The following is a 24,165-nucleotide window of genomic DNA, read 5'->3' as shown; positions in this document are numbered from 1 at the left end:
TTGGATACTTAATGAGTGAGTTTAATAATGAAGAAGTTTATGATGCCATCGTTATTGGGACAGGTATCTCAGGCGGATGGGCAGCTAAAGAATTATGCGAGCAAGGTTTAAAAACCTTGGTTTTAGAGCGTGGCAGAAATGTTGAACATATTAAAGATTATCCAACAATGAATAAGGAGCCTTGGGACTTTAAATACCGAGGCTTGCTTAGTCGTGAGGAACGAAAAAGACAGGAAAAACAGGATCGTACAGGATATGTTATTCGAGAAGATTCGAAACATTGGTTCGTTGATGATATAAAACATCCATATAATGAAGATAAACGTTTTGATTGGATTCGTGGCTATCATGTTGGAGGGCGTTCAATTACCTGGGGCCGACAAACTTTGAGATTAAGTGATTTGGATTTTGAGGCTAACAAAAAAGAAGGTATTGCGGTAGACTGGCCTATTCGTTATAATGATATTTCTCCCTGGTACGATAAGGTAGAAAGTTTTATTGGTGTTTGCGGTGAAAAGTTAGGATTACCGCATTTGCCCGATGGCATTTTTACCCCGCCGATGGAGTTGAATTGCGTTGAGCAGGAATTCAGAAACAAAATATCAGAGCAATACGATAATCGCCATTTAATTATGGGGCGATTTGCTCATTTAACAGGCGATATAGAACGCGAAGGTAGAGTAAATTGTCAGTATCGAAATAAATGTATACGAGGTTGTATGTTTGGAGGCTATTTTAGTAGTAATGCATCAACATTGCCCGCTGCAAAGAAAACAGGTAACATGACTTTACGTCCACATTCTATTGTAAACAAAATTATTTACGATGATACAAAACAGTTGGCAACGGGTGTTGAAGTTATCGATGCAGAAACTCACGAAACATTACACTTTAAAGCTAAAGTCATTTTTTGTTGTGCTTCAGCAATGGCTAGTACAGCTATTTTACTGCACTCTACTTCAGAACGATTTCCTAACGGTTTAGGTAATGATAGTGGCGAATTGGGGCATAACCTTATGGATCATCATTTTAGGGTTGGAGCAACGGCCACAGTAGACGGTTTTGATGATAAGTATTACAAAGGTCATCGCCCTACAAGTTTTCATATTCCGCGTTTTCGAAATCTCGGAGATGAGGCAACTAAGCAAAATTATTTAAGGGGTTTTGGTTTTCAAGGATCTGCCAGCAGGACAAATTGGCAAAACGGAATCAAGGAGTTATCTTACGGTAAAGCCTTAAAGGAACAAATGTTTAAACCAGGACCATGGCAAATAGGGATGACAGGCTTTGGAGAATGTTTGCCATATCACGAGAACAGGATGTATTTAAATTACGATAAAAGGGATGAGTGGGGAATTCCAACGATAACCTTCGATTGTGAGTTTAAAGAAAACGAAATGAAAATGCGAGAGGATATGGAAAGTGAAGCCTTTAACATGTTAAAGAAGGCTGGCTTTAAAAATGTGAAAGGGTATAATGCACCTAGTTTTCCAGGACATGCTATTCATGAAATGGGAACCGCGAGGATGGGGCGAGATCCGAAAACTTCGGTTTTAAATAAGCATAACCAGATACATGCCGTACCTAATGTTTACGTTACCGATGGTGCTTGTATGACGTCTTCGCCGTACCAAAATCCATCATTAACCTATATGGCGCTTTCCGCAAGGGCGGCTAATCATGCAGCAGAACAAATTAAAAGTAAAACATTTTAATTATGGATAGAAGACAATCGTTAAAAACTTTAGGATTAGGTTTAGGCTACGCCATAGCAACGCCAACTATTATGCAAATTTTGTCTTCATGTGAGGCAAAACATCGCATTAATTGGAAACCTTTATTTTTAAATGAAGAACAAGCCTATGCCATTGAAAGTTTAGCAAATGTTATTGTTCCACAAGGCTTGTTACCAGCAGCATCTACAGTTAATACGCCTCAGTTTTTAGATCTTTTATTAAAAGATGTTATAAACGATACAGAGCAACAAACGTTTTTGAAAGGAGCGGAAGTTTTTAGTAAGACCTTTAAGGCGTTAACGGGTAAATCTATATTAGAAGGTGATAAATTCGATTATACCCTTATTGTGTCAAATTATTTTGATGTTGAAAATGAAGAAGCCGAACAGGTTATGACGTTGGTAAATTCTTCTCCAGAGGATAGTGTGAGAAATGAAAGGTATTATCTATACAGTTATTTGTTATTTGTTAGACGCTATACGTTGTTTGCGTATACTTCGGCAGAAGCATTACATGATGAAGTACAAAAGTACGACCCGTATACGCCACAGTATAATTCTTGCATGTCTTCTGATGCGTTTTTTGAATCTTAAGACTACTAATACAATTTAAAATTAAAGAGGTGGGGTTTGTTAAAATTCCACCTTTTTGTTTGTGAAATGTCTTAAAAACAAAAAATCCCGAAACAAATGTTTCAGGATTTTTGTAGTGGTACCTCCAGGAATCGAACCAGGGACACAAGGATTTTCAGTCCTTTGCTCTACCAACTGAGCTAAGGTACCTCTGTTAAGCGGTTGCAAATATATGTGCTTTTTAGATTTCTGCCAAGAGAAAAATGAAAAAAAATTCAATTTTTTTGGATGTGTTTTTTATCTGTTTTGAAATCAATGAGATATGAAAAATAAATTTTTATTAAATCTTGTTTTGTACATTTACCCCTTTAATAAAATTCATGAATTTAGTAATAGATGTTGGTAATACTCTGGTAAAACTGGCTGTGTTTAATCAAAATGCGTTGGTAGTTAAAAGTACTGTAAGCCCAGACCGATTGGTAGAAGAGGTAACCGGTCTCCAAGTAAAGTACCCAGAACTAAAACGCGCCATTGTGTCTTCGGTAGGAAAACTAGAAGCAACTGCTTTAAAGGAAATTACAGGAAAATTACCTGTTTTAGTCATTAATGCAGAAACTCAACTTCCTTTTAAAAATTTATATCAAACCCCAAAAACATTAGGGATAGATCGAATAGGTTTAGTTTGTGCTGCGGTGAATAAATTTCCAAAATCAAATACACTTATTATAGATGCAGGGACTTGCATTACTTACGACTTTGTAAACGCTGAAAATGAATATTTAGGGGGCGGAATATCACCAGGAATTGAGATGCGTTATAAAGCTTTACATAATTTAACTGCTAATTTACCGTTATTAGAAAAGGAAGTTCCAAGAATGTTAATTGGAGATTCTACAATAAATTCAATACATTCCGGAGTTGTTTACGGTGTTTTAAATGAAATTGAAGGAATTATTCATAATTATCAGTTAAAATATGCAGATTTAACAGTTATTTTAACAGGAGGCGATTGTAATTTCTTGTCTAAACAATTAAAAAGTACCATATTTGTCAACCTAAATTTTCTTTTAGAAGGTTTAAACCAAATATTACAATTTAATTCGAACGAATGATAAAAAAACTTGTATTAATTTTTGTTGCATTATTAGCAATTAAAAGTTACGGGCAAGAGGGAACGGCCTCGCCATATTCTTTCTACGGTATTGGAAGCTTGAAATTTAAAGGTACTGTTGAAAACCGTAGTATGGGGGGACTAAGTATTTATTCAGATAGTATTCATGTTAATTTAAGAAACCCTGCCTCTTATGCTGGAAATAATTTAGAAGGTCTTACCGATGGTAGTAGTCTTGTAAAATATACGGTTGGAGGTACCTATTCAAACATCAGCTTAAAGAGTGATTCTAGTAGCGATAATGCATCATCTACCACTTTTGATTATTTAGCAATGAATATTCCGATGGGAAAATTAGGTGTTGGTTTCGGGTTAATGCCATATACCTCGGTAGGTTATAAGTTAGAGTCACTTAATGAAGAAGGAGACCTGTCTAACCAATTTAGAGGTGAAGGTGGTGTTAATAAGGTGTTTTTAGGGTTTGCTTACCAAATCTATAAGGGTTTAAGTGTAGGTGCCGATGTGCAATACAACTTTGGTAATATTCAAAATAGTACCGTAGTGTATAGCTATGATGATGATGGTGTGCTTACCCAATATCAATCTAGAGAGAACAATAGATCAGATTTAAGTGGTTTAAATGTGAATTTAGGGCTTAACTACAAAACCATGATTAACGAAAAGCTGGAGTTTGTTTCAGCTCTAACTTATACACCAGAAAGTAATTTAGTATCGCAAAATGAGCGATCATACTCAACCATTACCTTGTCTGGAACAGGACAAGAAATTGTGGTAGATACAATTGAGGATGATTTAGAGGCGCAAGGCCTGGAAGAGACCGATTTAGTAATACCCTCTAAATTAGCCTTTGGTGCGGGTATAGGACAACCATTAAAATGGTTTGTTGGTGTAGAAACAATATTTTTAAATGCAAGTAAGTTTTCAAATGAACTTTACAGAACAGGAGCAACGAGTTATGAGAATTCTAAAACGTTTTCGGTAGGAGGATTCTTCATTCCTCAATATAATTCTTTTAATAATTATTTTAAACGCGTAACTTACCGTGCAGGAATGCATTTTGAAAATACAGGTTTGCAGATTGAAAACGAGTCGATTAATGAGTTTGGCATATCTTTTGGAGTAGGGTTACCAGTTGGTACTTTCTTCTCTAATGCAAATCTAGGTCTAGAACTAGGAAAACGAGGAACTACTAACAACAATTTAATACAAGAGAATTTTATTAATTTCCAATTAAGCTTATCTTTGAACGATAGATGGTTTCAAAAAAGGAAATATGACTAACAGAAAAGAGAAAATTTAAGAACATGAAGACGAAAATTACATTTTTATTTGCTTTATTATTTGTTGGCTTTGCGGGGTTTGCACAACAAGATGAGGAATGTATGACTAAGCTTTCTATATTCCATGAGTATGTAAAAGCAAAAAATTATGATGCCGCTTACGAGCCTTGGATGGCAGTAAGAAACAAATGCCCTAAATTTAATATTGCTATCTATATTGATGGTGAAAAAATATTAGAAGATAAAATTGATAAAGCACAGGGTGCTGAAAAAGCGACTTTAATAAATGATTTATTAAAACTTTGGGAACAGCGTTTAGAGTATTACCCAAGTAAAACGCCTAAAGGTCAATTTTTAGCTGAATCTTGCCAGGTACAGTATGACAATAAGGAGCTTTTAAATAAAACAGATGAGGAGTTGTATAATTGTTTTGATGCCGCATATAAGGCAGATAAGGAAACATTTACCAACCCAAAAAGTTTGTATACATACTTTTCTTTAATGGTAGAATTATATGATGCCAAAAAGAAAACGCCGGCAGAATTGTTCGATAAATACGACGATGTAGCAGAGAAAATTGAAGAGGAAGTGAAGAATTACTCTGAAAAGTTAAACCCTATCATCGCCAAAGAAGAAGAAGGAACACCTTTATCTGGAAAAGAGCCAGCCTATAAAAAGTATTATGAAAGTTACCTTTTAAATTACGATATCGTATCAGGTGGAATGGATAAATTATTAGGAGATCGTGCTAACTGCGATAACTTAATTCCACTTTACGAAAAGGATTTTGAGGCAAACAAAATGAATATAACCTGGGTTCGAAGAGCGGTTGCTAAAATGTATGAGAAAGAATGTACCGATAGTCCGTTATTCGTGAAATTGGTAAATGCACAACACGAATTAAACCCATCGGCGAGCTCGGCGTATTACCTAGGTGTATTAAAAGATAAAGAAGGGAAATCTAGTGAGGCTGTTAAGTTTTATCAGCAAGCAATCGATTTAGAAACCGACAGTTACAAAAAATCTAAGATTGTATACCAAGTTGGTACTAAATTTAAAAAAGCTGGTAATTACGGAAAAGCTAGAAACTATTTCAGACAAGCATTACAGTTAAACCCATCTAATGGTCGTCCGTATTTAGCAATTGCAGCTATGTATGCAGCCAGTGCCAATAATTGTGGTGATACTGCGTTTAATAAAAGAGCGGTGTACTGGTTAGCTGCCGATGAAGCAGCAAAAGCAGGACGCGTAGATGCTACTCTAAAGAAAGCATCGGCTCAGTCTGTTGCAAGTTACAAAGCTAAAGCGCCATCAAGGCAAGATGTGTTTAGTTGTGGTTGTTCAGGAACAGTAATTAAAATTGGATGTTGGATTGGTGCTTCGGTAACGGTTCCAAATATTTAATGAATACAAAAAGAAAACATAATATATTATTCATAGTCACCGTTTTTACGGTGACTATGTTTTTTTCATGTAACAACAGTTATAATGAAGTGCAACAAATTGGTTTGTCTGAAAATGAGCCGATTGGGGTTGCCGAAAATATCAATTTAAAATATACCGATTCGGGTCGGGTCACAGCCAATTTACTAAGTAAAAGAATGCTGGATTACAGCAATCGCGAATTTCCGTTTAACGAATTCGATCAAGGTATTACGTTGTATCTTTACGACGATGATAACAAGAAAAGTACCGTTGTAGCAGATTATGCCATAGTTTACGATAAAACCGATTTAATAGACTTGCAAGGAAATGTAGTAATAACAACAACCGACGACAGAGAATTAAAAACTGAGCAGTTGTATTACGACCAAAAAAAGGAATGGCTATTTACCAACAACCCGGTAACCTTTACCTCTGAAACCGATATTATAAACGGTAATGGTTTCGATTCAGATTCCAAATTCAAGAACGCCGAAGTGCTCGAGGTAACGGGTATTATTACTGTTGAAGAATAATTTTAAAGTATTCTTGATAAAATACAATTCGGCATACTTCAAATTTAATTATCTTTACATTACAAATTTTAATCAATGCCTTTTGCCACTTTTAATCTTAAGTTGGTATTGGCTATAAATAAAATTCATGAAATACTCTAAAATTTTTCAATTCGCTTATCTGGTTTTTGCAGTGTTATTCCTTTACGATGGGATTACCAAATGGGGAGATGGTACACATGGTGCTTATGTGTCGTTTGCTTTAGCAGGATTAGCTGTTTTTATCTTTTTCTTCCGAAGAAAATTTGCTAATAAATATGGTAATAAAAACAAGTCGTAATACATGAGCATTTATGTAATAATCATAATTGTTTCACTGTTACTATCAGCTTTTTTTTCCGGTATGGAGATTGCCTATGTGTCATCTAATAAAATCCATATCGAAATTGAAAAAAAACAGGAAGGTTTACTATCTACGGTATTAACAAAGCTAACAGCAAAACCTTCAAAATTTATTGCTACCATGTTAATTGGTAACAATATTGCCTTGGTAATCTACGGTTTTTTTATGGGCGATTTATTGGTAGCATGGTTTCAATCCTTGATGCCAACAACCAGTAATTTTATAAACTTAATGTTAACCGATTTTAGCTTGCTTACGCAAACTATTATTTCAACTTTAGTTATTTTAATTACTGCCGAATTTTTACCAAAGGTATTTTTTCAAATTTATGCGAACACATTAATTAAAACCTTAGCTGTGCCAGCCTATGTGTTTTATGTGTTGTTTAGTCTTATATCCGATTTTGTAATTTGGATTTCTGATTTTGTATTAAAATATGTTTTTAAAACCGAAGGCGACCAAATTCAATTAGCATTCACAAAAGTTGAACTTGGTAATTATATAAGCGAACAAATGGAGTCGGTAGAAGAACATGACGAGGTAGATACCGAAATTCAAATGTTTCAAAATGCTTTAGAATTTTCCGATGTTAAAGCTCGGGAAGTTATGGTGCCTCGAACCGAAATAACGGCTATCGAAATTAACGATTCACTTAAAAATTTAAGCAGTCTTTTTACGGAGACCGGGTTTACAAAAATATTGGTTTATAAAGAAACTATAGACGATATTGTGGGTTATGTGCATTCATTCGAATTGTTTAAAAGACCCAAAAATATTAAAGCCATGATCTTGCCTGTTGAGTTTGTTCCCGAAACGGTTTTAATAAAGGATGTGCTTAGTTTGCTCATAAAAAAGCGAAAAAGTATAGCTGTCGTTTTAGATGAGTACGGAGGAACATCAGGTATTATGTCGGTCGAAGATATTGTTGAGGAATTATTTGGAGAAATTGAAGATGAGCATGATACCATCGATTTAATCGAAGAAAAAACAGACGAAGATACTTATACTTTTTCAGCCAGATTAGAAGTCGATTATATTAATGAAACCTATAAATTAAATTTGCCTAAAAGTGAAAATTATGAAACGTTAGGCGGTTTAATCGTTAATCATACCGAAGAAATTCCAAGTCAGCATGAGATTGTAAAAATTGATAAATTTCAATTTTCTATCGTTGAGGTATCTAATACAAAAATAGATCTTATAGAGCTTAAAATTATAGATGAAGATTAAAGCATAATTAAAACATCTAACTCCTTTTATTATTTAATAGAAAATAGTATTTTCGCCGCGATACATGCTTTCAACTAAAGGTATCAATTGTAACAAGCTAAATCCCAGTAAGGGTTTTTTTAAATTTTTTAATTACACATGGCAGTTTTAAATAAGATTAGACAACGTTCGCTATTTTTAATAATAGTTATTGCTTTAGCGTTATTTTCTTTTGTATTAGCAGATTTGTTTAAAAGCGGAAATGCATTTAGTGGCAGCGATAACATCGTGGCAACTATAAATGGAAAAGATATTACCAGAGAAGATTTTTTACAAAAGGTAGAAATAGCACAACGTCAATTAGGCCCAAATGCAACTAGTACACAGGTAATGAACCGTGTTTGGGATCAGGAAGTGAGAAAAGCGGTAATGGAAACTCAATACGAGGCTTTAGGTATTACTGTAGAGAAGGATCAAATGCGCGATTTATTAAAAACGGCTCTAGCTAACAGTCCGGAGTTTTTAAATGAAGCTGGAATTTTTGATGAAGCAAAATTAAACGAGTATATCGCTAATTTAAAGGAGACCTCTGCCGAAGGTTATGCGCAGTGGGTTAACTACGAACAATCTGTGGCTTCAAATGCGTTACAACAAAATTACTTTAATATGGTTAAAGCTGGTCTAACTGGTACTTTAGCTGAAGGAGAATTGGAGTATGAATTAGAAGGTAATAAAGTTGACGTAAAGTATGTTCAGTTGGCTTATAGCTCGATTGCCGATAGTTTAGTTGAGGTTTCAAAATCCGATATTTCTGATTATATCAAAAAGAATAAAAAGAAATACGAAGTAGAAGCTTCAAGAGATATTAAGTTTGTACAGTTTAATGAAGTGGCGTCTGTAGAAGATGAAGAAGCTATTAAATCTGAACTTACCGAACTGTTAAAAGATAAAGAAGAGTATAACAGCAATACTAAAGAAAACGAAACCGTAAAAGGGTTTTTAAACACTTCAGATAACGAAGCATTTGTTAATAGAAATTCAGATATTAAGTTTGATGACCGTTTCTTATTTAAATCAAGCTTACCTTCTACAATTGCAGATTCTCTATTTAATTTAAATGTAGGTGAAACTTATGGCCCGTATAAAGATAATGGTTATTATAAGATTTCTAAACTAATTGCAGTTAAGCAAATACCAGATTCAGCAAAAGTTAGACATATTTTAATTCCGTTTTTAGGTGCGCAAAGTGCACAACCAGATGTAACTCAAACCGATGCTCAAGCTAAAGCTACTGCCGATAGTTTATTAACTGTTATAAAAGCAGACCGTTCTAAATTTGAAAGTTTAGTCACAGAGTTTTCTTCAGATCAGGGTAGTGTTTCAAATGGTGGTCGTTACGATTGGCATCCTTACAATACCATGGTGCCAGAATTTAATGATTTCGAATTTGAAGGTAATGTAGGTGATTTAGGGGTTGTGAAAACTGTATTTGGTTATCACATTATCGAAATTGAAGGTCTTAAAGACAAACAAAAAGCCATTCAAGTTGGTACTTTAGCCAGAAAAATAGAGCCTTCTGAAGAAACTATAGACAAAGTATTTAGAGATGCGTCAACATTTGAATTAGCTGTTCTTGGAGATAAGGAATTTGATGCGGCAGCTAAAGACAATAATTTTGTGGTAAGACCAGTAAACGGAATAAAAGTATTAGATGAAAATATTCCAGGTGTTGGTAACCAAAGACAAATTGTGCGCTGGGCATTTGAAGAAGGAGCTAAAGAAGGTGCAATAAAGCGTTTTTCAGTACCAAACGGATATGTTATAGCTCAATTAGTAGCTAAGCATGAAAAAGGGCTAATGTCTGTTGAAGAAGCAACAGCAAGTGTTCTGCCAATTGTTCGTAAGGAGAAAAAGGCAGAAATGCTTAGAGATAAAGTGTCAGCATCGAATCTTGATGATTTAGCAGCTAGCCAAAACGTTTCTGTAAGAACGGTATCAGCTGTTAACATGAAGAATCCAACATTATCTGGAGCAGGTAGAGAGCCATTAGTAGTTGGAGCTGCATTCGGTTTAAATGAAGGTGAAACTTCTGGATTAATCGATGGAAACAATGGTGTCTATATGATTCAAGTTACGAAAATTACACCAGCAGTTGCTTTAGAAAACTATCAAGCAGCAGCTAATCGTGTAGAACAACAAAAAGTAAATGTGGTAACTACTAAGCTTTATAATGCTTTAAAAGACGCTGCCGAAATTGAAGACAATCGTGTTGAAAGTCAGATTCAATAAAAGCAAATGGAAATATTAAAAAGGGGAGCAATTTAATTGCTCCCCTTTTTTTATAGAGTAAATTATGCCTTCAAGAAGAGGTGTTATTAAAAAAAATTATAATATCATCTCGCTATAAGGAACAATCGTTTCGTATCCTTTCAATTTAAAATAAGACGTTGGATTGGTTTCACTCGTGACCAAAACAAAATCGCCACCCCAAGCCCCTAAACTTTTTATGCAGCCCTCAAAATCGCTAAATAAGCGTTCCTTAACTGTTACTTGTTTTGTGGTTTTAGAAATAATACTTTCATGCTGATTTAAAAGAGATTCGAACTCCGATAATTGTTCGGTAAGCACAAGTTTGTTCGTGATATCATTTATTTCTGAAATGATGGGTGTTATATTCGATTTATTTGCATTGTAATACGCAATACCTTCTCTACTATTTTGTTTCTTGTTTAGAAACACAAAAAATAAATGATTTTTAAAGTTAGGATTGAAATCAACTTCAGAAACTTCTGGGCTATTAAATTCCTTTTTGTAAAATATCGGATGATTATGTTGTGCGCAAGCAATATCATAACCACTGCCGCCAAACGTTTTTTCTAATAGTTGATAAGGATTTACCTTAGCCCAATTAGCAATATTATTAATAAGAGTAGACGATGTGCCTAAACCCCAATTTTTAGGGAAACTTAAATGTGTAGATATCTTATAACCTTTATTATTCGACAAAAAATCTTCATTTAAAGATGTCGCCGCATGAATAATATTAACAATCCGATTGGAAATTTCACTCGATTCGGTACTTTTAATTTGGTGGTTTAAAAACTTAAACTCCGCGCTATACCAAATGGACTGATCGCTATTGTAGCTTTCCCAAATAAGTTTTTCTTCTTCTATTGGTGAAACTTCCAACGATTGCCCAAATTTTGTAGGTAAAGCAAAAGCTTTTGCGCCATCGAGAACAAGATATTCTCCGGTTATTAAAAGTTTTCCGTTGCTGTAAAATTTATGCATGATTTATAGGCTGCTTTGCGAGCGTAGATTTTCTATGGCCGAAACAACCGCACTATGCGATACTGTTTGGTCTTTAAATTGGGTTGTTAGGATTTGTTTTTCAGCATCGGTGGCTTCAAACTGATTTAATATATTCATTAAATGCATTTTCATATGACCTTGTTGGATGCCTGTTGTCGTAAGGGAGCGTAACGCAGCAAAGTTTTGAGCTAATCCTGCAACTGCTATAATTTGCATAAGTTCCTTAGCGCTTGGGTGGTGTAGTAACTCTAAAGAAAGTTTTACAAGTGGATGTAAACCCGTAAGGCCACCTACGGTCCCTAAGGCTAATGGTATTTCTATCCAGAAGGTAAATATGCCATTTTCTACTTTAGCATGCGATAAACTACTATACTTTCCATGTCTTGAAGCATAAGCATGAGCACAGGCCTCAATAGCCCTAAAATCATTTCCTGTAGCTAATACAACGGCGTCAATACCGTTCATAATACCTTTATTGTGTGTTACGGCACGGTAAGGCTCAATTTCAGCTATGTTTACAGCCTGGACAAATTTTTGTGCAAATTCATTGCCGGAAATATTTTCGCTTTCAGTTAAATCTTCAACTTTACAACTTACTTCGGCACGTACCAGGCATTCTGGGACATAATTTGATAAAATGCTCATCACGATTTGAATATTTTTTTCTTCTTCTGAAAAGCCATCAAATAATAAAGCCTCCGATTTGAATGTTTTTGCAAATTGCTCTAAGCAAGAATTTATAAAATTAGCACCCATAGCATCCAGTGTTTCAAACGAAGCATGAAGTTGGTAGTACCCGGGGATGTCTTTAGTTTTATCGTTTAATTCTATATTTAAAATCCCACCACCACGTTTTTCCATGTTTTTTGTAATGGGGTGTGCATCTGAAATCAGTTTAGGTTTTACCTCATTAAAAAACGACGTTAAAGCTTCTGGATTACCATGGTACATAAAATGAACCTGTCCGATTTTTGTTGTGGAAATCACTTCTGTTTTAAATCCGCCACGGTCTAACCAAAATTTAGCAGCTTTACTAGCAGCAGCCACTACAGAACTTTCTTCAATGGCCATTGGGATGGTGTAGAGTGTGTTATTTATTAAAAAATTAGGAGCTACACCAAGAGGTAAATAATAGTTGGTGATGGTGTTTTCAATAAATTCGTCGTGTAATTTTTGTAATTTTTCGTTGGTATTCCAATATTGCTTCAGTACCGTTTTAGCTTGTTCAGCGTTAGAAAAGTAAGTTTCTACCATCCAGTCAATTTTTTTTGACTTCGATAATTTGGAAAAACCGGAAATAGATTTACTCATAAAGTATGTGTTAAGTCGAAAAATCGATATTAATGCATTAAAAAATGACTTTAATTAGTGTTAGGTTATTCACAAAAAGCCTCTTGAACTAAGTCCCAAGAAGTTTGTTGAGCAAAGATACTACTCTTAGCTACAATATTGAAACAAGTTTATTTTATTTAAAGACGTTATTAAAGTGTTAATAAAACCTATATTTTATATTATTTTTAGTAAAATTGGGCTCTCTTTACGAAATAAATATTTTTTTTGATGAAATACTTACAAATCTCGTTTTATGCTTGCGTATTATTCGTAACCTGCTTAACTGCTCAAAATAAGCAAATTACCCTTGAAGAAATCTGGAATGGTACGTTTAGAACAGAACGTATGGATGTGCTTCACTCTATGGCAAATGGACAGCAGTATTCGGTGTTTAATTTTAATAGAAGTACGCGTTCAACATCTGTAGATATATACGATTATAAAACACTTGAAAAGGTAGAAACATTAGTGGATTCAAGAGAAATCGACGAACTTGATTATTTTACGAATTACACCTTTAGTAAGGATGAAAGCAAACTAATTTTGGCTACAAACGAAACATCGGTCTACCGCCATTCGGTATTAGGTAATTATTTTGTTTATAATGTAGACGATAAAACTTTGATATCCATTGCTGATGAAAAAATTCAGGAGCCAACATTTTCCCCTGATGGCACTAAAGTAGCATATGTTTACAAAAACAATATTTATATTAAGGAATTAAGTACAGGAGTAACCACACAGGTAACAACCGATGGAGAAAAAAATAAAATTATAAATGGTATAACCGATTGGGTTTACGAAGAAGAGTTCGCCTTTGTTCGGGCTTTCGAATGGAATACAGATGGCGATAAAATTGCCTTTATTCGTTTTGATGAAACCAATGTGCCAGAATTCTCAATGGATCTTTATGGGGAAAGTTTATACCCAACACAACAAGTATTTAAATATCCAAAAGCAGGAGAGGCTAATTCATTGGTCTCTTTGCATTTCTATGACTTAACAACTAAAGGTACTAAAACTGTTAAGGTAAACAAGTCGTATAACGATTTTTATATTCCAAGAATTAAGTGGACCAATAACGCTAATATTTTAAGCGCACATTACCTAAATAGAAAGCAAAACGAATTAGATTTGTGGTTTATTGATGCTGAAGAAAACAGCGCATCTTTAGTGTTAGCCGAAACAGATAAAGCTTATGTAGATGTTACTGATAATTTAACTTTTTTAGAAGATAATAGTTTTATTTGGACTAGCGAAAAAGATGGTTACAATCATATTTACCACTATTCGAATAATGGAGATTTAATTAATCAAGTAACTACAGGAAACTGGGAAGTAACTGCATATTACGGTTATGATGAAAAGAGTGATAGAATATTTTACCAATCGGTTGAAAATGGTTCTATAAATCGCGACGTATATTCGGTTAAATTAAATGGACGTAGTAAAAAGCGCTTGTCGCAATTGGAAGGAACAAACCATGCTGAATTTAGTGCCGACTTTTCCTTTTTTATAAATACGTTTTCGAATACAAAAACACCACCAGTTTATACTTTAAATAAAGCGACAACAGGAGAAATTATCAAACCTATAAAAGATAATAAGGCGCTATTACAACAATTATCAAATTATAACTTGTCAGAAAAGGAATTTAGTACCATTTCTGTAAATGGAAATGATTTGAATATGTGGATGCTAAAACCTTCAAATTTTGATGCGAATAAATCTTATCCAGTGTTGATGTTTCAATATTCAGGTCCAGGGTCACAGCAGGTAGCAAACCAATGGTTAAATGCGAACGATTTTTGGTATCAGCATTTGGCGCAACAAGGATACATAATTGTATGTATAGATGGTCGCGGAACAGGATTTAAAGGCGCTGACTTTAAAAAAGTAACTTATGGGCAATTGGGGAAATATGAAGTGGAGGATCAAATAGCAGCTGCCAAGCAATTAGCCGAATTATCTTTTGTAGATAAAACCAGAATCGGAATCTGGGGATGGAGTTACGGAGGTTTTATGAGTAGTAACTGTTTGTTTAAAGGAAACGATGTATTTAAAATGGCAATCGCGGTGGCACCAGTAACCAGTTGGCGTTTTTACGATACCGTTTACACCGAACGCTATAATGGTTTGCCACAAGAAAATCCAGAGGGTTATGATGATAACTCTCCTATAAACCACGTGGAAAAATTAAGAGGAGATTTTCTTTTAGTACATGGTACTGCCGATGACAATGTGCATGTTCAAAATACCATGCGCTTAGTTGAAAGTTTAATTCAGGCCGATAAGCAATTTGACTGGGCGATTTATCCTGATAAAAACCATGGTATCTACGGCGGAAATACGAGACTTCATCTTTACAAAAAAATGACTAACTTCCTGAACGAAAATTTAGGCGATAAAATAAAATAAATCAACTAAGCTGTAAATATTACAGCTTAGCTTTTTTAATAATTAACCAAGCATTATGACAGAAACAGCATTAAAGCCACATCAAAAGGAATTATTCGGACAACCCATAGGACTATATGTTCTATTCTTAACAGAAATGTGGGAACGTTTTTCGTATTACGGTATGAGAGCGTTATTGGTGTTATACATGACTACCTCGACATTAGGTGATGATGCCAGGGGAGCCGGATTGGGCTGGACGAGTCAGGAAGCTTTAGCTTTATATGGTTGGTATACCATGCTGGTTTATGTAATGTCTATTCCAGGAGGTATGATAGCAGATAAATTAATAGGGCAGAAAAAGGCTGTATTATGGGGTGCTATTATTTTATGTCTGGGGCATGGGGTACTCGTACTTACAGATATATGGGCATTTTATACCGGACTAGGATTAGTTATCTTGGGAGTTGGATTACTGAAACCTAACATTTCAACTATGGTTGGAGGCCTTTATAAAGAAGGTGATATTCGTAGAGATAAAGGGTTTAGTATCTTTTATATAGGTATCAATTTAGGGTCATTTTTGGCTACCATGTTAGTAGGCGTTGTAGTCGCTCAGTGGGGGTGGCATGCCGGATTTGGTTTAGCTGGAGTTGTTATGCTTATTGGATTAGTAAATTATGTATTAGGTCAGAAATATTTAGTTAAAGTAGGTAACCTGGAGCCAGCCTCAGATAACACTAACGATGTATCGTATGGACAGTTGTATTCTAAATTGTTTAATTCCCCAAAACAATTAATTGTTGCCCTAATATTACTTTTTGTTTCTTTTTATGGATGGTATGTTATGGGATGGGCTTATGGCTTGTTATTCTTGTTTTTAACTTTAATAACCTCTCTTTTAATGATGATTTACAAGGATTTAAATAGTCAGGTTTATAAAGATCGTTTCTTAGTATTGCTTTTATCCTTTATCATGGTAATTATTTTTTGGGGAGCTTTTGAACAGGCTGGTGGATTAATGAATCTTTACACCGACACTAAAACTGACAGAAACTTTTTTGGCTTGTTTGAAATACCTACTGTAATGTTTCAAAGTTTAAATGCAGGCTTTATTATTTTGTTTGCTACCGGAGTGGCTAATTTATGGGCAAAAAGAAAACTTAAAGGCCGAGAGGCGTCGTCTATTTTTAAAATGGCAACGGGTATTATCATTATGGGCTTCGGGTTTTTATTTATGGTGTTTGCGGCAATGCAGTTCGAACAATCTGGTTCGTCTAGTATGATATGGCTAGTATTAGCTTATTTTTTTCATACCATTGGAGAGTTATGTCTTTCGCCTGTAGCACTATCATTTATTACCAAGTTAGCTCCTGTTAAATATGCATCATTAATGATGGGTGTTTATTTTGCTGCAAGTGGATTAGGAAATAAAGTTGCTGGAATAATTGGGGAATCTGCTTCTGAATTTGGAGAATATGCGGTGTTTACTGGAATTCTTGTGTTTACCGTAATAGTAGGAGGTCTATTTATTTTGATTTTAAAACCATTGAAACGATTAACACATGGTGCAGAAGATAACGAACGCGAAATGCACGAGGCTTAAAAACTAATATTAAAAAGATTAAATAGTAATATAATTTATATGAGTACTGAGAACTATAGATTTGAGGGGTCGGATATGAACCGAAAATTACTGATGGGACATCCTTCAGGATTATTTGTATTGTTTTTTACTGAAATGTGGGAACGTTTTTCATATTATGGAATGCGTGCTATTTTGGTGCTTTTTTTAACATCAGCCATTATGGATGGTGGTTGGGCTTGGAGTAGAGAAGATGCTTTAGGTCTCTATGGTACTTATACAATGTTAGTTTATTTTTCTCCAATTTTAGGAGGGTTTTTAGCCGATAAATTATTCGGATATAGAAAAGCAGTGGCTATAGGCGCTTTAATTATGACCTTAGGTCATGCTGCAATGGCGCTCGATACGCCATGGAGTCTGTATTTAGGAATTGGTCTTTTAGTAGCAGGAAACGGATTATTTAAACCGAATATTACCTCAATTATAAATGGTGTTTACAAAAATGCTCAAGATAAAAAAGATGGTGCTTTTACCATTTTTTATATGGGTGTAAATGCTGGAGCCTTTTTAGGAATTTTACTTTGTGGTTATATAGGAGAATCTATAGGATGGCATTATGGCTTCGGTTTAGCTGGTATATTCATGTTTTTGGGTATGGTGCAGTTTTGGCTGGCTCAAGGTATTTTTGGAAGAATTGGTCTTTCTCCAAAGGCAACTATAGATTTTGATAAGGACATTGAAAATATAGGTGAAACCGAAACAACCGAAGAAGAGGTTGTGGTTCCGGCACAAGTACAAAGAGACCGATATATCGTTGTTGGGATCTTAGCATTCTTTACGATTTTTTTCTGGGCGGCTTTCGAACAGGCAGGTGGATCGATGACCATTTTTGCATCCGATTATACGAATCGTGTTTTAGAAGGTGGTGCTGCAACCTCTTTTAGAATAGCAAATACTTTATTAACAGTGGTGCCATTGTTAATTATAACTTATGTTTTATTTCAATTGTTTAAAATTACGTTTAATAAATATAAAATATCAAACTTAGCTCTCGGATTAAGTTTTGCCATAATATGGGCTATTGTTATCTATATGTTAAAAGCGCAATTTGCACAGGAAAATACAGAGATTCCCGCGTCATGGTTCGGAATATTAAATTCTTTTTATATTATTGCTTTTGCTCCTTTAGTGTCCAAGATCTGGGAAAGTAAATTTAATCCACCTGCAACAGTAAAGTTCGGAATAGGGCTTGTGCTACTTGGGTTAGGTTTCGGAGTATTAGCATATGGTTCAGCAAGTATTCCTCAAGGGGCGCAAACTGCCTCGGTTAGTATTGTATGGTTAATACTGGCATATTTATTACATACTTTAGGGGAACTATCTCTATCGCCAGTAGGTTTATCGTATGTTAGTAAGTTAGTGCCAGCAGCGAAAATAGGAATGATGTTTGGATTATGGTACATAGCTATCGGGTTAGGTAATAAGGCAGCAGGAACCATGGGAGGACTTATTGATAAAATTACAGCTGCTTATGATATGAGTACTTTCTTCTTGATTTTTACTGTGGTACCTATTGTAGCAGGCCTTATAGTTATGGGGTTAACACCAATTATGAAAAAACTTATGCACGGTGTGCGTTAATCGAATATAAAAGTAAAATACATTGAAAAAGCTCCGGTTATGGAGCTTTTTTTGTAAGTTAGGCATACATTTTGTTACAAGTTAGTTATGAAAAGAATTGCAATTATGTTAATGCTGTTATTGTTTGTTTCAATGCACAGTGTTGCGCAGGAAATAAATTGGGTGACTTTAGAGCAAGCTTTAGAGTTGCAAAAGAAAACCCCTAAAAAAATAATGATGGACGTCTACACCAGCTGGTGCGGCCCGTGTAAAATGTTAGATAAGAACACGTTTCATAATGCCGATGTTGTAGATTATGTAAATAAACATTATTATGCAGTAAAATTTGATGCCGAAGGTAATGAAGAGGTTAATTATAAAGGGAAGACCTTTGCGAATCCCGGATATAAACCAGAGTTAGCTAATCGACGAAATTCACCGCACGAATTAACAAGGTATTTTCAGGTGAGTGCGTATCCAACAATAGTTTTTATGGATGAAGAGGGCGAGTTGATTGCTCCAATAAGAGGCTATCAACAACCAACACAGCTCGAGTTGTATTTAAAACTCTTCAAAAATGACGATTATAAAGATATGGATACGCAGGAAAAATTTAATGACTACTATAAGGCGTTTAAACCAGAATTTAAAGGTTAATATATCATTTATACGATAAAATAAAGGCCCCTTTTTCACCCGTATAGTGAAAAAGGATGTTCCTTTTTAGGCAAATCTGTTGCCAATTCTTTACATAAGTTATAAAGTTACTGCCGTCGGCTATTACAGTTTTTGGGCGAACTGAATCTATTAATCGGTTTAAATTTATTTTTGGCGACTGCTTGAGTAAAATATAGTTTGGTTTACAAGATGTTAATTGGTAAATACCTAAGCTATCAACTATGAGTAAAACATCGTTATTCAAAGGGTAAAAGTTATTAATGGGGCCTTTTTCTAGTTTGTGAATATGCTTGGATACCACATAATCTTTGAGTATTTTTTGATATTTTGATACACTGTCAATTTCAGATGCAAAGTATAATGTGTGATTTATTTTATGTGCGATTAAGGTGTTTCTTCTGCTGTTAAAAATTATAAACTCTTTGTTTTGATTCGATATATAGGGCTTGATATATGTAATTTGTAAGCCTAGAACAGCAATGAGAAAAAACGATAATGTTCGGTAATCTTTTCTAGTATACAATCCCATTCCAGCAATAATTAAAATATAACAAGCTAAAGCTTGCCACATACTAAACGGGATATCGGTAATTACAAATTGTCTATAACTTCCAATCCACTGTATAAAAGAGTTGAAACCTGAGATTATAACTTCTAAACCGTTGGCTAAAAATTGAGGTAATGAATTTATAACCGCAAGAACAATAATGGTGATAACTAAAGCCAGTACAATTCCTAATACAGGTATAATCACTAAATTGGTGATGAAAAAAAGGCCGGCAAATTGATGAAAATAGAATAAGCTCAACGGTAATATGCCTATTTGAGCAGAAATGGTAATGGTAAAAGTATGCCAGTAAAAATTTAGAACCTTGTTTTTAGGAGACCATAATTTATATAAAATGGGGTCGACAGATATTATTGAAAGTACGGCTAAATAACTTAATTGAAATCCCACTTCAAATAGAAATGAAGGCTTTACTAATAGAATTACAAACATGCTAAGAAATAGTGTATTATAGGTGTTTGTTGGGCGTTTTAAATTCATTGCAATAGCTAATACGCTAAACATAGTCACAGCGCGTACCACCGATGCCGATAGCCCTGCAATTAGCGCAAAGCTCCAAAGCAAACATATAATGATAACAGTTTTTAAACGCTTTCCGTACTTTAAAGAATCTAGCGGCTTTAAAATAAAATTTAGAATTAAAAGTATAATGCCGACATGTAAACCAGATACGGCTAAAATATGGATAGCTCCCGCAGATACATAACTGCTATACATGTTATTACTAAGATCTTGCTGTTGACCCAGAACTAAAGCATTTATTATAGCTAGTACGTCCCGACTGAAATTGTATGGTTTTAAGCGTAAATTTATGTGTCTTCTTAAGTTGTCAGAGACACCAAAGAGGCTAAACTTATGGTTGCCTACTTTGAGAAGTTCTTTGTATTCGGAGGAAATCTGGTGGAATATGTATTTGTTGCTCAAGTAACTTTTGTAGTTAAATTGGCCAGGATTTAGCGGAGATCTTATTTCTTGGAATATCGTTTTAGTGATAAAAATGTCATCAACTTTTATATTAATCGGATGGTTTGTTGTTTTTAAATTGAATAATACCTTGCCAGAAACGTGTTTTTGATTTAATTCAAGCATATCAACGACATAAGTTGAATAATACTGGTTAGGTTTTAAAACTTCGCGAATCCTAAATGTTATTAACGTAGCAGCCTCAGATTGTGTGTAGTTTGAATAATGAGTTTTATAGTTTAATGGATTGTGAATGTTTGAAGTTATTACCCCTATGCAAATCATGGTTAGATAAGAAAAGAGTCCGAACCAAATAGTTTTTCCTAGTTTACTTTTTGCAATAAAGAAGCTGATTGATAATGCAATGATAAAGACTGATGCAATAAAGAAGCTAACAGCAATTGAAACAGGAAAAATGCGGTTAAGAATAATGCCTGTTACCAAGCAAAAGGTTAACTTAATAATTGGGGTATTGAGTTCGTTCACAGTATTGGAATAATTGACCTTATGAGTCAATGTAAATACTCAATAAATATAAGATAAATATTACAAAATGCGCCGAGCCTCTACGAAAGCGTCATTCCAGTATGTTTCAGACAACTTAGATATGATAACTCCGCCACGTGTGGTAGCATGTATAAATTGTATGTCTTTTTGTGTGTTTATAACTAATCCAACATGATTAATTGTATTTCTTCTATTTCCGGTTTTAAAGAACAGTAAATCGCCTTCTTGAGCTTTCCGTATGGTTATTTTGTCTCCTTTTTTAGCCATATCTCTCGAAATTCTTGGTAATAAAATATCATGGGCTCTAAACGATTCAAAAACTAAACCGGAACAATCCATTCCTGCTTTAGTTGTGCCTCCCCATTTATAACGAACACCTTCAAATTGTAAGGCATAATGGGTTATAGCAATTGCTTTGGTGTCTGCTTCTTCGGCTAATTTTGGTTCATTTGGCTCTTCAATAACTTCAATATTGGTCAGATTGTTATCGTAATTATCTAAAGCGCGTTTAGCATTAATAACAACCTGTGAGTCCTTAGAGGGTTTTTGTTTAGAGCGTTTGGAAGATTTACAACTAAAAAGACTTAGTGTTAATAACAGTAAAATTCCAATACGCTTCATATAATAATTTAATTTTTTATTGAATTATAAATTAATTGCGCCGTTTTTTTGCTGGCGCCTTTCCCTCCAAGTGTTTTTTCTAATTCGTAGTAATCGAGGAAAATTTTACGACGAATGTCTTCATCTAAAATACGAGAAAGTTCTTTTTTAAGTCGTTTTTTGTTGAAATCGTTCTGAATTAACTCTGTGACGACTTCTTTATCCATGATTAAATTAACTAACGAAATAAACTTTAAAGTTATTATGCGTTTAGCAATTTGATAAGAAATGGCATTTGCCTTATAGCAAACAACCTGAGGGACTTTAAATAATGCAGTTTCCAAAGTAGCCGTTCCCGATGTGACTAGGGCAGCCGAGGAAATACTTAATAAATCGTATGTTTTATTGGCTATAAATTTCACATTATTAGCGGCTATAAATGGCTCGTAAAAACTGTAATCCTGGCTAGGTGCACCAGCAATAACAAATTGGTATGCGTCAAAATCATTTACCATTTCTAACATCACCGAAAGCATATTTTTAATTTCTTGTTTGCGACTTCCAGGTAATAAGGCAATTATTGGTTTGTCTCCTAGTTTATGGGTTTTTCTAAATTGGCTTTCATAAACCTGATTCCTGCTTGAAATCGCATCAATAAGTGGGTGTCCAACAAAATTTACTTTATAATCGTATTTTTTATAAAAAGCTTCAACAAAAGGAAGAATAACATACATCGCGTCGATATCTCTTTTTATGTCGAAAACACGCTTAGCTCTAGACGCCCAAACTTGGGGCGAAATATAATAGTTGGTAGTTATGCCTTCTTGTTTTGCCCATTTTGCAATGCGCAAATTAAAACCTGAATTGTCAATAAAAATAAGGACATCTGGATTATAGGTTTTAATATCTTCTTTACAAAAGGCAATGAGTTTGAATATTTTATTCAAATTCATGATTACTTCGGCAAAGCCCATAAAAGCGCGTTCTTTGTAATGTTTAACTAAAGTGCCTCCAACGGCTTGCATAAGGTCGCCTCCCCAAAATCTAATGTCTGCATTTGGGTCAACCTCAAATAATGCTTTCATTAAATTAGAGCCATGTAAATCGCCCGATGCTTCTCCAGCTAAAATGTAATACTTCATTTAAAACAATTTAAAAACAAATGTAAAAACTGCTACAAAAACCGTAATGACTAATACGCCTCTTGCTCTGTAATCTTGTCTTTTCTTAATAAAAAGAAAAAAGGCAATTAGGTTTAGAATAGCTCCTAAACTTATAAGTTTACCTAAAAACCCTTCGTTGTGGGCAGCTTTTATTACTGTAGTAAAATCTTCGCCTTGCCCTAAAATTGTGGCGGTTAAAATTAAGCCCATGCCGTTGGCAATTAATCCTACCAACATACCTATTAATAATTCTCTTTTCATTTATGCTGAATTTGTTTCAGTATCGTTTAAATTCCAGGAGTTTAAATTTTGAATGTAATGATGCGCGGTTAAATCAAATTGAACAGGAACAACGGATACATAGCCGTTTTCAAGAGCCCATTCGTCGGTATCTTCGCCACCATCTAAATTAACAAAGCGGCCCGAAAGCCAATAATAATCTTTACCAGAAGGTGTTTTACGTTTATCAAACTCTTCAACCCAATTAGCTCGGGCTTGTCGGCAAACCTTTATCCCTTTTATGTCTTCTTTTGGTAAATTAGGAAGGTTGACGTTTAAAACAACACCATTAGGTAAACCATGTTTCAAAACGTTTTCTGTAATGGTTTTTACGTAGCTTTTTGAGGCTTCAAAATTAGCACTCCACTTGTAATCTAGTAATGAAAAACCAATGGCTGGAATGCCTTCAATTCCAGCTTCTATTGCAGCACTCATAGTACCGGAGTATATGACGTTTATCGACGAGTTCGAACCGTGGTTTATGCCAGAAACACATAAGTCGGGTTTGCGATCTAATTTTTCTCGAATGGCGAGCTTAACGCAATCGGCAGGCGTACCTGAACAGCTGTATTCAACCTGCGATCCATCATCAACTTTTACTTGCTCAACATACAATGTAGAGTCTATAGTAATCGCATGGCCCATGCCGCTTTGTGGGCTATCTGGAGCTACAACTACCACATCGCCAATGGTTTTCATAACTGAAATCAAGGCACGTATACCCGGAGCAGTTATGCCATCGTCGTTGGTAACAAGTATTAGCGGTCTTTTTTTCATTTGGTGTGTAGAATTTTCATTGGCTAAAATACATAAATTCTGTAGGATACACTTTAATTATTCGGTTTAACAAAAAATTAGTAGCAAATGCCTGTGTTGGCTTATATTTTTCTTT

The 24,165-nt window shown here is 34.6% G+C and carries 20 protein-coding genes and 1 tRNA gene; 13 read left to right on the top strand and 8 right to left on the bottom strand.

The features are described 5' to 3' along the window. Positions 1-11: 11 nt before the first annotated feature. Entirely contained in the window at positions 12-1,715 is a 1,704-nt protein-coding gene (locus ICJ83_RS10235; RefSeq protein ID WP_188230279.1) for a GMC oxidoreductase, read from the top strand. Between the two features lie 2 nt (positions 1,716-1,717). After that, positions 1,718-2,329, top strand: a complete 612-nt coding sequence (locus tag ICJ83_RS10230) for a gluconate 2-dehydrogenase subunit 3 family protein (protein WP_188230278.1) — start codon at positions 1,718-1,720, stop codon at positions 2,327-2,329. A 116-nt stretch (positions 2,330-2,445) separates the two neighbouring features. Here the strand turns inward: ICJ83_RS10230 and ICJ83_RS10225 are convergent. Continuing rightward, positions 2,446-2,518, bottom strand: a tRNA-Phe gene (locus ICJ83_RS10225). Between the two features lie 170 nt (positions 2,519-2,688). Here ICJ83_RS10225 and ICJ83_RS10220 point away from each other — a divergent pair. The 7 genes from ICJ83_RS10220 (at position 2,689) to ICJ83_RS10190 (ending at position 10,558) form a co-directional block, all read left to right on the top strand. Further along, positions 2,689-3,420, top strand: coding sequence for a type III pantothenate kinase (locus ICJ83_RS10220; protein ID WP_188230277.1), 732 nt, complete (start codon positions 2,689-2,691; stop codon positions 3,418-3,420). Further along, positions 3,417-4,721: a hypothetical protein gene (locus ICJ83_RS10215; protein ID WP_188230276.1), complete on the top strand. Its 1,305-nt coding sequence runs from the start codon at positions 3,417-3,419 to the stop codon at positions 4,719-4,721. The genes ICJ83_RS10220 and ICJ83_RS10215 overlap by 4 nt, the downstream gene beginning before the upstream one ends. Positions 4,722-4,744: 23 nt before the next feature. Continuing rightward, entirely contained in the window at positions 4,745-6,124 is a 1,380-nt protein-coding gene (locus ICJ83_RS10210) for a tetratricopeptide repeat protein (protein ID WP_188230275.1), read from the top strand. Next, entirely contained in the window at positions 6,124-6,678 is a 555-nt protein-coding gene (gene lptC, locus ICJ83_RS10205; RefSeq protein WP_188230274.1) for an LPS export ABC transporter periplasmic protein LptC, read from the top strand. The genes ICJ83_RS10210 and lptC overlap by 1 nt, the downstream gene beginning before the upstream one ends. 127 nt (positions 6,679-6,805) lie before the next feature. Then, complete coding sequence (locus ICJ83_RS10200) at positions 6,806-6,997, top strand: hypothetical protein (protein ID WP_188230273.1); 192 nt, start codon at positions 6,806-6,808, stop codon at positions 6,995-6,997. A gap of 3 nt (positions 6,998-7,000) precedes the next feature. After that, positions 7,001-8,290, top strand: coding sequence for a hemolysin family protein (locus ICJ83_RS10195; RefSeq protein ID WP_188230272.1), 1,290 nt, complete (start codon positions 7,001-7,003; stop codon positions 8,288-8,290). 138 nt (positions 8,291-8,428) lie between these two features. Beyond that, the gene (locus ICJ83_RS10190; RefSeq protein WP_188230271.1) at positions 8,429-10,558 is read left to right on the top strand and encodes a peptidylprolyl isomerase; all 2,130 of its coding nucleotides are present in this window, start codon (positions 8,429-8,431) and stop codon (positions 10,556-10,558) included. 96 nt (positions 10,559-10,654) lie between these two features. On the opposite strand, the gene ICJ83_RS10185 is transcribed toward ICJ83_RS10190, so the two are convergent. Both ICJ83_RS10185 and ICJ83_RS10180 read right to left on the bottom strand, forming a co-directional pair. After that, the gene (locus ICJ83_RS10185) at positions 10,655-11,560 is read right to left on the bottom strand and encodes a GYDIA family GHMP kinase (RefSeq protein ID WP_188230270.1); all 906 of its coding nucleotides are present in this window, start codon (positions 11,558-11,560) and stop codon (positions 10,655-10,657) included. A gap of 3 nt (positions 11,561-11,563) precedes the next feature. Beyond that, positions 11,564-12,892, bottom strand: a complete 1,329-nt coding sequence (locus tag ICJ83_RS10180; RefSeq protein ID WP_188230269.1) for a hydroxymethylglutaryl-CoA reductase, degradative — start codon at positions 12,890-12,892, stop codon at positions 11,564-11,566. 249 nt (positions 12,893-13,141) lie between these two features. Here ICJ83_RS10180 and ICJ83_RS10175 point away from each other — a divergent pair, with 249 nt between their 5' ends. The 4 genes from ICJ83_RS10175 to ICJ83_RS10160 all read left to right on the top strand — a co-directional run bounded on the left by ICJ83_RS10175 (position 13,142) and on the right by ICJ83_RS10160 (position 19,172). Beyond that, positions 13,142-15,331 (top strand): S9 family peptidase, encoded by a 2,190-nt coding sequence (locus ICJ83_RS10175; protein ID WP_188230268.1) that lies wholly within the window; start codon positions 13,142-13,144, stop codon positions 15,329-15,331. Between the two features lie 55 nt (positions 15,332-15,386). After that, complete coding sequence (locus ICJ83_RS10170) at positions 15,387-16,916, top strand: peptide MFS transporter (protein ID WP_188230267.1); 1,530 nt, start codon at positions 15,387-15,389, stop codon at positions 16,914-16,916. A gap of 39 nt (positions 16,917-16,955) precedes the next feature. Next, positions 16,956-18,536, top strand: a complete 1,581-nt coding sequence (locus tag ICJ83_RS10165) for a peptide MFS transporter (RefSeq protein ID WP_188230266.1) — start codon at positions 16,956-16,958, stop codon at positions 18,534-18,536. Positions 18,537-18,623: 87 nt separating this feature from the next. Next, positions 18,624-19,172: a thioredoxin family protein gene (locus ICJ83_RS10160; protein ID WP_188230265.1), complete on the top strand. Its 549-nt coding sequence runs from the start codon at positions 18,624-18,626 to the stop codon at positions 19,170-19,172. 4 nt (positions 19,173-19,176) lie between these two features. Here the strand turns inward: ICJ83_RS10160 and ICJ83_RS10155 are convergent, their stop codons facing one another. Genes ICJ83_RS10155 through surE form a run of 5 tightly spaced genes read right to left on the bottom strand, consistent with a single transcriptional unit; the run spans position 19,177 to position 24,050 of the window. Then, positions 19,177-21,210 (bottom strand): ComEC/Rec2 family competence protein, encoded by a 2,034-nt coding sequence (locus tag ICJ83_RS10155; RefSeq protein ID WP_188230303.1) that lies wholly within the window; start codon positions 21,208-21,210, stop codon positions 19,177-19,179. A gap of 60 nt (positions 21,211-21,270) precedes the next feature. Next, the gene (locus ICJ83_RS10150) at positions 21,271-21,852 is read right to left on the bottom strand and encodes a C40 family peptidase (RefSeq protein WP_188230264.1); all 582 of its coding nucleotides are present in this window, start codon (positions 21,850-21,852) and stop codon (positions 21,271-21,273) included. 8 nt (positions 21,853-21,860) lie between these two features. Further along, positions 21,861-22,973, bottom strand: a complete 1,113-nt coding sequence (lpxB, locus tag ICJ83_RS10145) for a lipid-A-disaccharide synthase (RefSeq protein ID WP_188230263.1) — start codon at positions 22,971-22,973, stop codon at positions 21,861-21,863. Next, positions 22,974-23,255 carry a hypothetical protein gene (locus tag ICJ83_RS10140; RefSeq protein ID WP_188230262.1) on the bottom strand — a complete coding sequence of 94 codons (282 nt, stop codon included), beginning with the start codon at positions 23,253-23,255 and terminating at the stop codon, positions 22,974-22,976. It lies immediately after the preceding gene. Beyond that, positions 23,256-24,050: a 5'/3'-nucleotidase SurE gene (surE, locus tag ICJ83_RS10135; RefSeq protein ID WP_188230261.1), complete on the bottom strand. Its 795-nt coding sequence runs from the start codon at positions 24,048-24,050 to the stop codon at positions 23,256-23,258. Positions 24,051-24,165 lie beyond the last annotated feature (115 nt).

The organism is Aestuariibaculum sediminum (assembly GCF_014596945.1).
Lineage (GTDB): Bacteria > Bacteroidota > Bacteroidia > Flavobacteriales > Flavobacteriaceae > Aestuariibaculum > Aestuariibaculum sediminum.
Note: the sequence above shows the minus strand (reverse complement) of the source record. Positions and strands in the feature narration are given on the sequence as shown.

Coding starts and splice junctions, on each gene's coding strand:
- ICJ83_RS10235 (WP_188230279.1), top strand. CDS start 12: ATGAGTGAGTTTAATAATGAAGAAGTTTATGATGCCATCGTTATTGGG.
- ICJ83_RS10230 (WP_188230278.1), top strand. CDS start 1,718: ATGGATAGAAGACAATCGTTAAAAACTTTAGGATTAGGTTTAGGCTAC.
- ICJ83_RS10220 (WP_188230277.1), top strand. CDS start 2,689: ATGAATTTAGTAATAGATGTTGGTAATACTCTGGTAAAACTGGCTGTG.
- ICJ83_RS10215 (WP_188230276.1), top strand. CDS start 3,417: ATGATAAAAAAACTTGTATTAATTTTTGTTGCATTATTAGCAATTAAA.
- ICJ83_RS10210 (WP_188230275.1), top strand. CDS start 4,745: ATGAAGACGAAAATTACATTTTTATTTGCTTTATTATTTGTTGGCTTT.
- lptC (WP_188230274.1), top strand. CDS start 6,124: ATGAATACAAAAAGAAAACATAATATATTATTCATAGTCACCGTTTTT.
- ICJ83_RS10200 (WP_188230273.1), top strand. CDS start 6,806: ATGAAATACTCTAAAATTTTTCAATTCGCTTATCTGGTTTTTGCAGTG.
- ICJ83_RS10195 (WP_188230272.1), top strand. CDS start 7,001: ATGAGCATTTATGTAATAATCATAATTGTTTCACTGTTACTATCAGCT.
- ICJ83_RS10190 (WP_188230271.1), top strand. CDS start 8,429: ATGGCAGTTTTAAATAAGATTAGACAACGTTCGCTATTTTTAATAATA.
- ICJ83_RS10185 (WP_188230270.1), bottom strand. CDS start 11,560: ATGCATAAATTTTACAGCAACGGAAAACTTTTAATAACCGGAGAATAT.
- ICJ83_RS10180 (WP_188230269.1), bottom strand. CDS start 12,892: ATGAGTAAATCTATTTCCGGTTTTTCCAAATTATCGAAGTCAAAAAAA.
- ICJ83_RS10175 (WP_188230268.1), top strand. CDS start 13,142: ATGAAATACTTACAAATCTCGTTTTATGCTTGCGTATTATTCGTAACC.
- ICJ83_RS10170 (WP_188230267.1), top strand. CDS start 15,387: ATGACAGAAACAGCATTAAAGCCACATCAAAAGGAATTATTCGGACAA.
- ICJ83_RS10165 (WP_188230266.1), top strand. CDS start 16,956: ATGAGTACTGAGAACTATAGATTTGAGGGGTCGGATATGAACCGAAAA.
- ICJ83_RS10160 (WP_188230265.1), top strand. CDS start 18,624: ATGAAAAGAATTGCAATTATGTTAATGCTGTTATTGTTTGTTTCAATG.
- ICJ83_RS10150 (WP_188230264.1), bottom strand. CDS start 21,852: ATGAAGCGTATTGGAATTTTACTGTTATTAACACTAAGTCTTTTTAGT.
- lpxB (WP_188230263.1), bottom strand. CDS start 22,973: ATGAAGTATTACATTTTAGCTGGAGAAGCATCGGGCGATTTACATGGC.
- ICJ83_RS10140 (WP_188230262.1), bottom strand. CDS start 23,255: ATGAAAAGAGAATTATTAATAGGTATGTTGGTAGGATTAATTGCCAAC.
- surE (WP_188230261.1), bottom strand. CDS start 24,050: ATGAAAAAAAGACCGCTAATACTTGTTACCAACGACGATGGCATAACT.